The 10113-nt window shown below is 33.8% G+C and carries 11 protein-coding genes; all 11 read left to right on the forward strand.

Translation table 11 applies throughout. From position 1 onward, the window contains the following. Positions 1–39 precede the first annotated feature (39 nt). The 11 genes from ACQY56_RS01145 to ACQY56_RS01195 all read left to right on the forward strand — a co-directional run bounded on the left by ACQY56_RS01145 (position 40) and on the right by ACQY56_RS01195 (position 9947). Entirely contained in the window at positions 40–1206 is a 1167-nt protein-coding gene (locus ACQY56_RS01145) for an OmpA family protein (RefSeq protein WP_428737513.1), read from the forward strand. After that, a complete protein-coding gene (gene mobA / locus ACQY56_RS01150) occupies positions 1207–1782 on the forward strand; it encodes a molybdenum cofactor guanylyltransferase MobA (protein WP_428737514.1) in 576 nt (191 codons plus the stop codon). A gap of 49 nt (positions 1783–1831) precedes the next feature. Next, positions 1832–3010 (forward strand): sensor histidine kinase, encoded by a 1179-nt coding sequence (locus tag ACQY56_RS01155; protein ID WP_428737515.1) that lies wholly within the window; start codon positions 1832–1834, stop codon positions 3008–3010. Then, complete coding sequence (locus ACQY56_RS01160) at positions 2991–4268, forward strand: response regulator transcription factor (protein WP_428737516.1); 1278 nt, start codon at positions 2991–2993, stop codon at positions 4266–4268. Before ACQY56_RS01155 ends, ACQY56_RS01160 begins: the two co-directional genes overlap by 20 nt. Before the next feature lie 64 nt (positions 4269–4332). Further along, positions 4333–4803: a cyclic pyranopterin monophosphate synthase MoaC gene (gene moaC / locus ACQY56_RS01165; RefSeq protein WP_428737602.1), complete on the forward strand. Its 471-nt coding sequence runs from the start codon at positions 4333–4335 to the stop codon at positions 4801–4803. Continuing rightward, positions 4784–5059: an HP0495 family protein gene (locus tag ACQY56_RS01170; RefSeq protein WP_428737517.1), complete on the forward strand. Its 276-nt coding sequence runs from the start codon at positions 4784–4786 to the stop codon at positions 5057–5059. The genes moaC and ACQY56_RS01170 overlap by 20 nt, the downstream gene beginning before the upstream one ends. Before the next feature lie 9 nt (positions 5060–5068). After that, on the forward strand, positions 5069–6061 hold the full coding sequence (locus ACQY56_RS01175; RefSeq protein WP_428737518.1) for a DUF6781 family protein: 993 nt from the start codon (positions 5069–5071) through the stop codon (positions 6059–6061). A gap of 112 nt (positions 6062–6173) precedes the next feature. Next, complete coding sequence (locus ACQY56_RS01180) at positions 6174–6761, forward strand: DUF2231 domain-containing protein (RefSeq protein ID WP_428737519.1); 588 nt, start codon at positions 6174–6176, stop codon at positions 6759–6761. Positions 6762–6877: 116 nt separating this feature from the next. Then, on the forward strand, positions 6878–7171 hold the full coding sequence (locus tag ACQY56_RS01185) for a type II toxin-antitoxin system RelE/ParE family toxin (protein WP_428737520.1): 294 nt from the start codon (positions 6878–6880) through the stop codon (positions 7169–7171). A gap of 248 nt (positions 7172–7419) precedes the next feature. Beyond that, positions 7420–8805 carry a sulfite dehydrogenase gene (soxC, locus tag ACQY56_RS01190; RefSeq protein WP_428737521.1) on the forward strand — a complete coding sequence of 462 codons (1386 nt, stop codon included), beginning with the start codon at positions 7420–7422 and terminating at the stop codon, positions 8803–8805. Further along, positions 8805–9947 (forward strand): c-type cytochrome, encoded by a 1143-nt coding sequence (locus ACQY56_RS01195; RefSeq protein ID WP_428737522.1) that lies wholly within the window; start codon positions 8805–8807, stop codon positions 9945–9947. Before soxC ends, ACQY56_RS01195 begins: the two co-directional genes overlap by 1 nt. The last annotated feature ends 166 nt before the right edge of the window (positions 9948–10113 follow it).

Below are 10113 nucleotides of genomic sequence, written 5' to 3' on the forward strand. Positions count from 1 at the left end.
TTATACTAACGCTAATGAAAACTATAAAAGGGATAATTCATGAAAAAGTTATTATTACTTTCAGCATTAGTTTCTAGCGTGTTGCTAGCGGAACAAAAACCTTATGAAATTTCGGGACTTGTTGGTTACGATCTTACAGAAGGAAATATTGGTATTAAGAGTAATGGGCATTATTTAGGAGCTTTAGAGCTTCAATTTAATTCACCAGATTCAAAAATCTCTCCAGAATTTTCTGTACTTTATTCACCAAAAGCAAAATACGAGGGTGGTGGAGATTCAGCAATCACTCGTGGTGCTTTTAATGGTGTATACACTTTTGATGCGATGGATGCACTTACTCCTTTTGCAAAAGCTGGTGTTGGTATTGAGAATGTAGGTGATGAAACAAGTGCTAATCAAGATGGTTTCTTTGTTGATGCTGGTGCTGGTGTAAAATATGCATTTAATGATAGCTTAGCTTTAAAAGCTGAGGCAATCTATCTTGCAAAATTAGCACATCAAAATGCTGGGAATTTTGATAGTAACCTTATTGCAATGGTTGGTTTAACATACGCATTTGGTGAAGGTGCTCAAAAAGCTGCTCCTGTTACTGAGGAAGTAAAAGAAGAAGTTAAAGAAGAGCCTAAACAAGAGGTAGTAAAAGAGGAACCTAAAGAGGAAGTAGCTGTAGTGGCTGCACCTGTAGACGGTGATGATGACAATGATGGAGTTTTAAACTCTAAAGATGAGTGCCCAAATACTTTAGCAGATGTTACAGTAGATGAAAAAGGGTGTGATGTAGATACAGATAAAGATGGTATTCTCAATTCTGATGATATCTGTCCAAACACTCCAGTAGGTGCTGAAGTAAATAGTGATGGTTGTCCAAAAACTGTACAACTTGCTATCAATTTTGAAAATAATTCTGCACAGATTAAAGCTGACTCAAACGAAAAACTTGATACATATGCAAAGTTTTTAACTACATTCACAAACTACGATGCTAAAATCGTAGGTTATACGGATAGTCGTGGTAGTGCTACATATAACCAAAAACTTTCAGAAAAAAGAGCAAATGCAGTTGTAGAAGCACTTAAAACAAGAGGTGTAAATGCAAAACAACTTTCTTCTAAAGGTATGGGTGAAGAGAATCCTGTTGCAGACAACTCTACTGCAGAGGGTCGTGCTCAAAACAGAAGAATAGAAGCAGAACTTACAAGAAAATAGATGTTACTAGATATACCCTGTATCATCTTCGCAGGTGGCAAAAGTTCTCGAATGGGGGAAGACAAAGCGCTTCTTCCATTTGCAGATTTTCCAACACTTACACACTATCAACTAAATAGACTCTCCAAAATTTTTCACTCTGTTTATATCTCATGTAAATCAAAAGAAAAATTTGATTTCCAAGCAAATTTTATAGAAGATACAAACAAAGAACTTTTTGCTCCAACAGCTGCTTTTATCTCTATTTTCTCCCACCTTAATGTAGATAAAGTTTTTGTTATCAGTGTAGACACACCATTTATAGATACTGAAATCTTTACTTATTTAATAAAAAATGATATAAATCAATATGATGCAACAGTTGCAATTGTTGATGATGAAATACAACCGTTATGTGGAATTTATCATAGATCATTACTGGAAAGATTTTTAGAGATGGAAAAAAACGATACACATAAACTCCATTATCTTTTAAAAAATTCTAATGTTAACTTTGTTAATTTTGAGGACAAAGAAAAGTTTTTAAATCTTAATAACCAAGAGGAATATCAACAAGCTTTACAAAAACTCAAGTAACAATATAAAAAACATTTTCTTGTTACCATTTAACAATAAAGGAGATTAAATGGATCATACAAAAGAGTGTGAGTGTCTAAATGCTATCGGCAATACTTTTGATCTGGAGAGTATGGTCTCAGAAATTTTAATCACATTTTCTCATGCAAGTGGTGGAGTTAGTGCAAGTTTTTATGCAGATGAAGGTAAACCTGCAACTATACATATAGGTACTATCATTGATCCAAAAGATGCAAAAGAGTTAGATGTTCGTGAGAGTTTTTCCATTTTAGAAAAACAAGCACTTTATCTTGTTGTATTACATCTCAATTCCACTTCATTAGTATTTGCTTATAACAAACCCTTGGAAGAGGTGAAAGATATAGCACTTACATTCGCACAATTTCGCAAAAAAATCATCTTAGCTATCAATGCCTGTAGGGGTATCGCAGAACTTGAACGCCTCAATGAAGAGCTTGAAGATCGAGTTGCAGATGGAATTAAAAAGATTCATGCACAAGAACAGATTTTACTAATACGCTCAAAACAGGCTATGATGGGTGAGATGATCGAGATGATAGCACATCAATGGAGACAACCACTTACTGCAATTGGGATGAATGTCAATAATTTACTTTTTGATTTGACAATTGATGAAGTAAAACCTGAAATGCTAAGTCATGATCTTACCACTATTAATAAACAAATTGATTATTTATCTCATACCATAAATGATTTTCGAAACTTTTTTAAACAAGACAAAGAACAAGAACTTATTGAACTCAATGAGCTTATCAAAAAAGCACTACAACTAGTGGAAAAACAACTAAACTTTCATAATATCTCTGTAGACTTTAGTGATGAATGTAAAATTGAACTCTACACTTTTAAAAATGAATTGATCCAAGTTTTTCTCAATCTAATCTCAAATGCAAAAGATGCATTTACTTCAAGAAAAGAGGAAAATACAATCTCAATTAGATGTGAAATTATAGAAGATACCGTGGAAATTATTGTAAGTGATAACGCTGGTGGAATCAATGAAGAGGTACTTCCACATATTTTTGAACCCTATTTTTCAACAAAAAAAGAAAAAAATGGCACAGGGCTTGGTCTTTATATGTCACAAATTATTGTTCATGAACATCTACACGGAGAGCTCAAAGTAAAAAATACAAATGTTGGAGCTTCGTTTTATATCTTGATTCCCTATATAAAGGCACCTATAAATGACGAAAGAACTCATTAATAAAATAAGAAAAGTAGGAAAAAACATCTCCATACTTTATGTTGAAGATGATCTAGCTATAGCTTTAGAGGTGACAAAATTACTCCAAAAAGTTTTTTCAAAGATAGATACTGTTGAAAACGGAGAAAAAGCTCTCAAACTTTTTGAAGAAAACATTTATGATATTGTTATAACAGATATTCGCTTACCAGACATTGATGGCTTAGAACTTGCAGAAAAGATCAAAGAAGTTGCTCCAGAACAAAAAGTTATAATTATCTCCGCATATGATGATGTGAGATATCTGACACAGATGATTGAACTTGGAATTGATAAATTTATACTAAAACCTATAAATATGAGACAGTTTTTTATCACCATCTCTAAAATAGTTGTAGGTATATATAATGAAAAGCGCAATAAAAAACTAGAACAAGAACTTTTAGAAAAACTGAAGATGAAAGAGGTACTTTTACAACATATGTTGACACCTATTGGTGTTTTTGAAAAAAATGAACTCACCTATGTCAATCAAAAATTTCAAGATTATTTCAATATTCCAAATGAACTTCCATTAGAGAGTTTTTTATTAAGCAACCTTTTCAATGAAGAGGCTTTTAGTTCTTTAAGCAATAAAGAACTTTTGATGGTTCTCAAACAAAATAATGGTTCTACACGTACATTGCACCCATTTAAAACGGATAATCAACAAAGATATATTATCAATGTCACTTTTATTCCAGATACATCAAGTACTTTAGTCTGCTTCTTCAATGTTGAGCGTATCACCTCAGAGCTTGATAAATTACAACATCAAGAACCAAATGAACTCTCAACTGGTCTTTTTACAAGAGATCAGTTTTTACAACATCTTGAAAAACTTATGTTTAATGATTCAAACCAGTATACTATTACATGTTTTGGTATTAAACGTAAAAGAGAACTCATGAAATCTTTTGGTGTCGCGAGTTTTTATGATATCTATCAAGATACAGCAAATAAACTCAAAAATACTTTTTCAAATGAACTTGAAAGTGAAGATGTAAGACTCTATTATTTTGGTTTAAATCAGTTTGTGGCAATTACAACTCATCAAAAAAATGAAATTGTACAAAACACTTTAGAAGATTTTGCACACTCTAACAGTTTTACAGATAATAACACAAAAATCTCTGAGCCAATCTTTTTTGATATACTCTCTTTTGAACTAAACAAATCTTCGACACCAGCCAATGTATTAGCTAATGCAGAAAACAAACTCTATATGTTAATGGAATAATTTTTAATTTTGTTTAATACCTTTTGCTATAATACTTTCATATATATTGAACAAAAGAAAAGATATGAACCTTACCCACTTGGATGAAAACCAAAGACCTAAAATGGTTGATGTTAGTGATAAAAATGAAACCACTAGAGTGGCAGTAGCTAGTGGAATCATTGAGATGAGTCAAGATGCATATGATGCTATAGTAAATGAAACAACAAAAAAAGGTCCTGTTCTACAAACTGCTGTTATTGCAGCGATAATGGGTGTGAAAAAAACAAGTGATCTTATACCAATGTGTCATCCACTCAATCTTAGTGGCATTAACTGTGATGTTGCAGAATTACCTGAACTTCCTGGTTTCAAACTCACTGTAACTGCAAAACTCAAAGGACAAACTGGTGTGGAGATGGAAGCACTTACGGGTACTTCAATCGGGCTTTTAACAATCTACGATATGGTAAAAGCAATCGATAAAGGGATGATTATCCGTAATGTACAACTAGAAGAAAAATCTGGAGGGAAAAGTGGAGACTTTAAACGATAAACTGCGAGATCAAAAACTGGAACTGACATATCCATGTTCATGGTGTTATAAAGTGATAGCAAGTGAACAAGCTGCACTTGAACAAGCGATCAAAGATGTTTTGCTTGAGAGAGAGCACAAGTTAACTCACTCAAATAACTCGAAAACTGGAAAGTATGTAAGTATGAATTTAGATCTTCTTGTGCATAATGAGGATGATAGACAATTTATTTATGACGCATTAAAACAACACCAAAATATTAAAATGGTACTGTAGGAGTATATAATGGCTGCAAGTTTAAAACAATTAGTACAAAATGCATTTAAAGAGATCGACATTGAACAAGTAACTACTCACGATCTTGAAGAGATTTCCAATGAAATCATTACAACACGCACAACAAAACTAGAAGAACAACTTGAAAAACTTCTCAAAAGAAAAGAGGAGCTTGAACGCTCTATCGAGAAAAAATCTGAAGAGATTCAAGAGAAAAAATACGAAGTTTTCCACACTATTGAGGAGCAATTACAAAACAATCCATCTGCTTTTACAAAACTCCATCAAGTGAAATTACAATCAATTGATCTCTATGAGATTTTAACTGAGATAGTAGAATCTGCTATTATTACAGCCCTTGAAAAAGAGCGTGATAGTGAATTTAAAGAGTATCTTATTGAAACAATTAAAGAGATCACCTTTGAAGCTATTAAAGAGGGTTCACTTAACACTATTCGTATAAGAAAAATTCTCTCTACTATTTTAGCAGTTGCTATTGATATCGCTGAGGCTGAACCAAATAAAGCAAAAGATATATTAGCAGCAACAATCAAAGGGATGCGATCTGGTCTTATCAAATCTATCCATAGATTTAAAAAACGTCTTGCATATATGCCAGTTGAAGCAAAACATATCTTGATAGAAGATTACGACACAATTATGGAAGACCTAAACCAAACAGATACAATTTTTGCTCAAGTTGTCATCAATCAAGCATCACAAAGTTCATCTGTTACACATAAAATACTTCTTGATATCAATAAAGATATGAAATATGATCTTGAAGAGTTACTTGTCGTATCTAAAGAAACTGCTGAAGTGATGAAAAATAGATTTGCAAATTTTGCAAAACTTGCTGTTAAAAAAGCAGACTCTGCTATACATTCACCACGTGCACAAGAGGCAAAAAGAATTGGTATTCACGCTTTTGAAACAGCAAAAGTTGCACTTGGAAGCGCTATTAAAACAGCAAAAGATGTGATAGACAAAAACAAAAATTAAATTTTTTAGAGGTACTCTTAAATTAGAATTTTTTATAAAGCAAAGTTTCAAATTAGAATATTATAATTTGGTGATATTACAAAATAGAGATTATCTCTAAAAAGGAAAGACTATGATGTTACACCCAGCAACAGTACACTTTGCTATGGTTTTACCAGTAGTTGCATCTGCTTTTGGTCTTGCATATATAGTAAGTAAGTCTGAAACAATGTCAAAAATCTCAGCTCGTACAGCTTTAATCGCAGCAATTGCAATGATTGGTGTTTGGTATACAGGAAACCAAGCTGGTCCTCAAATATACAGCTTTTTAGATGAAGCTGGAAAACATGAGCTACTTGAACACAAACAATTAGGTTTATATCTTGCAATTGCAATGTCAGTCGTAGCTCTTATTCAAATGGCTGGTTGTAAACTAGGTAAATTTGGTTTACAGGCTTTTGGAGTTATTTTAACTGTTGGAGTTATGGCAGTTACATTTCTTCAAGGAAAACATGGTGGCGAAATTGTTTATGAACATGGAAAACCTTTCCAGATGACACAACTTGAAAAATTTATGGCAAGTGATGATTTTGATATGGCTGATGATGCAGAAAAAGGTTCACTTATTAAAGAAGAGATTACATCTATTGCAGAAATAACCTGTGAAAAGATAGGTTGTGAAGCAGAAGCGTCTGAAGAAGAAACAGAAGACGAGGAGTAATTAACACGTATGGATTCCACTTCTTTACAAGATATCTCTAAAGAACTACAAAAATACAAATCTGGTGATACATCTTCCACAAAGGATCTCCTTCAAGCATTGAAGGAATCCTCACAATGGCTACAAGAGAAACTGCAAAAATGAAGATTGTAGTTACAAAAACATACGAAGATCAACTACAAGCAATCTTAGCGAATATGCTTCAAAAAGATCCAAACTCCCCTAAGAGTTTTAAAATGTACCTCGATACAATTTTATTAAATATTCCCACAAAAGATAAAAAGTATAAACAGTCTAAATATTTTGAAGATGAAAATGTAAAAGATATAGAACATGAAGGTTTTACTATTGTATTTTATCATGACCAAGAAAAAAATACTTACGTCATATTAGGAATTTTGGAAATATAACATATTTCTTATAATTATAATGACTTAATCTTATATTATAAGCTTTTTTTATTTTTTAATGTTTCAATTAGTAACCATGATTCCATAAAATTAGAGTTATTATCACATTGTTTTCACATTTTGAGTATAATTGTTTTTGCTAAAATTTATATAAGCAAAAAATGGCATAATTTCCGTTTCAAATTTCGGGATAAATTAAATAACTTAAATTAGATGTTTATAAATTATATCAACTAAAAGGAGAGAATGTGGATAAAAAATCTCAAAATGATATTATCGACAGAAGAGACTTTTTCAAGAAAACTGCTGCATTAGCTGGAACTGCAATCGCTGGTAGTTCAATCCTAGCGTCGAATGCAATGGCAAATGAACATGCTGGTGGCAACGGTGAAAAAGCTATTCTTGAAACACCTGAGTGGGCTACAAAATGGGGTGATCCAATCACAAAAAACCTATATGGTATGCCTTCAAAATATGAGCACAACGTAACAAGAAGATATACAAAACTTCTAGCGTCTGGTAACTTTAGAGCTTCTATTGCAGTAACACCTATTCAAGAATCTATGGGTATTATTACACCAAATGGTTTATTTTTCTCACGTTCACATGGTGGTGTAGCACACATTGATCCAAACGAACACAGACTTATGATCACGGGTCTTGTAGAAAAACCTCTAGTATTAACTATGGAAGAGTTAAAAAGATACCCAAGTGTAACTCGTACTCACTTTATTGAGTGTCCAGCAAATGGTGGTCAAGAGTGGAGAGGACCACAATATAACTCTTTACAATTCTCTAAAGGGTTCATGTCTTGTGCAGAGTGGACAGGTGTATACATCAAAGATATCTTAAAAGATTTAGGTATCAAACCAGAAGCACAATGGATGTTAGCTGAGGGGGGAGATTCATCTAAAATGGGTAGAACTATCCCTATGGAAAAAGTACTTGATGATGCTATGATTGTATGGGGTCAAAATGGTGAAGCACTTCGCCCAGAACAAGGATACCCAATCCGTTTACTAGTTCCTGGCTGGGAAGGTAACTTATGTGTTAAATGGTTAAGAAGATTAGATTTCGCTACTGAACCATGGTACTGTAAAGAGGAAACTTCAAAATACTCTATCTTAAAGCCAAGTGGAAAAATTGCACAACATTTCTATGCAAATGAGGTAAACTCAACTGTAACTTCTCCATCTCCAGAAATTGACTGGTCAAATGTTAAAGAAGGCGATGTAGTAGAAATTGAAGGTCTTGCATGGTCAGGTATGGGAACTATTACTGGTGTTGATATCTCTTTTGATGGCGGTAAAAACTATGTCGAAGCACAACTTAAAGGTTTAGTACTTCCAAAATGTTGGACGAGATGGTCATATATGTATACAATTCCTAAAGATTTTAAACATACTGATGGTAATCAACTTTTACTTACTTCTCGTGCGAGTGATGATGCTGGTTATATCCAACCAACAGTTGATCAAGAATTAACTGCAGTTGGTGTAGAAGCTGTTTATCACAGAAATGCTGTTGAAACTTGGAGAGTTGAAGCTGATGGTAAAATCTCTCACGTTCAACTTCGTTCGGAGTATACTCGTGATAAAGACGGTAATGTAATTATTGAGAAAGGAGAAGCGTAATGATGAAATTAAATAACAAATTATTTATCTCAGCTTCTGTAGCTGCTTTGGTATCGTTAGGATTCTCTGGATGTGTGGAGGGTACTGCTCCTACAAAAGCGGCTATTGACGGTGGTGTTAGTTACCCTGTATCAAACGGAAAAACTGGACCATACTATGTAAATACTCAAAAAGATAACTTTTCTATCAACAATGGTCGTGTACCTACAAAAGATGAATATGATGCTTGGAACAGTGATGTTATGCCAGATGGAACAGGTCTACCAGAGGGTGAAGGTACTGTAACTGAGGGTGAAGAAGTATACGAAGCAAAATGTGTAATGTGTCATGGTGACTTTGGTTCAGGTGGTGGTGGATATCCAGCACTTTCTAAAGGAAATGCTTATGAGATGTTCAAAACATTAACTCGCCAAAGACTTAAACCAGATACTGATGGACCTGCAAGATTTTTCGGAAGCTACTGGGCTGAGTCTACAACACTTTGGTGGTACATCAAAGATGCTATGCCACACCCAGCGACTGATACATTAACAGATGATGAAACATACTCACTTGTAGCTTATGTTTTAAATGTTAATGAGATGGAGATCGATGGTGAGCCAGTTGATGAAGAGTATGTTTTAAATCGTGAAAACTTCTTAAAACTAAAAATGCCAGCCAAAGCTGTTTATGAGCCAAATATTGATGGTCCAAATGGTGCTGAAAATGTACGTGCATACTATGCTAACCCAGCGAACTTTGGTGGACAAAAAATAAGTGGTCAAAATAAAAATGCTACGCGTTGTATGACAAACTGTCAAGAACCAACTGTTCATGTAGCAGAGATTACTGTTGGTATCAGTGACTTCCATCCAGAGATGAGTGGTGTAAGAGATCTTCCGGCAGAAGATGGTGCAGCAGCAGCTTCTTTTGATGCAAAAGCTGCATATGCTGAGTCTTGCGCAATGTGTCACGATACAGGTGCAGCTCCAGCTCCAGGTGATAAAGGTGCATGGGAAGGTATACTTGCACAAGGTATGGATACAGTTTACAAAAAAGGTATAAATGGTACAGATGCTGGTATGCCTGCTAAAGGTGGTTCATCACTTAGTGATAAAGAATTCAAACTTGTTGTTGACTATATAGTTAACCAAAGTAAATAAATCTCAATAAAAGGAAAGATTATGGAAAGAAGACAATTTTTAAGTATGACATTAGGTGCACTAGCATTAGCAGTAGTACCAGCGAGTGTAAAAGCTGAGGATTTCAGAAAAAACAAACCAGCTGTATGGAGTGCACATACAGTAGATGACGCTATCAAAGCTATGT

The organism is Sulfurimonas sp., assembly GCF_050296975.1.
In the GTDB taxonomy this organism is placed as follows: domain Bacteria; phylum Campylobacterota; class Campylobacteria; order Campylobacterales; family Sulfurimonadaceae; genus Sulfurimonas.

Coding starts and splice junctions, on each gene's coding strand:
- moaC (WP_428737602.1), top strand. CDS start 4,333: ATGAACCTTACCCACTTGGATGAAAACCAAAGACCTAAAATGGTTGAT.
- ACQY56_RS01185 (WP_428737520.1), top strand. CDS start 6,878: ATGGCTACAAGAGAAACTGCAAAAATGAAGATTGTAGTTACAAAAACA.
- ACQY56_RS01160 (WP_428737516.1), top strand. CDS start 2,991: ATGACGAAAGAACTCATTAATAAAATAAGAAAAGTAGGAAAAAACATC.
- ACQY56_RS01145 (WP_428737513.1), top strand. CDS start 40: ATGAAAAAGTTATTATTACTTTCAGCATTAGTTTCTAGCGTGTTGCTA.
- ACQY56_RS01195 (WP_428737522.1), top strand. CDS start 8,805: ATGATGAAATTAAATAACAAATTATTTATCTCAGCTTCTGTAGCTGCT.
- ACQY56_RS01180 (WP_428737519.1), top strand. CDS start 6,174: ATGATGTTACACCCAGCAACAGTACACTTTGCTATGGTTTTACCAGTA.
- mobA (WP_428737514.1), top strand. CDS start 1,207: ATGTTACTAGATATACCCTGTATCATCTTCGCAGGTGGCAAAAGTTCT.
- ACQY56_RS01175 (WP_428737518.1), top strand. CDS start 5,069: ATGGCTGCAAGTTTAAAACAATTAGTACAAAATGCATTTAAAGAGATC.
- ACQY56_RS01155 (WP_428737515.1), top strand. CDS start 1,832: ATGGATCATACAAAAGAGTGTGAGTGTCTAAATGCTATCGGCAATACT.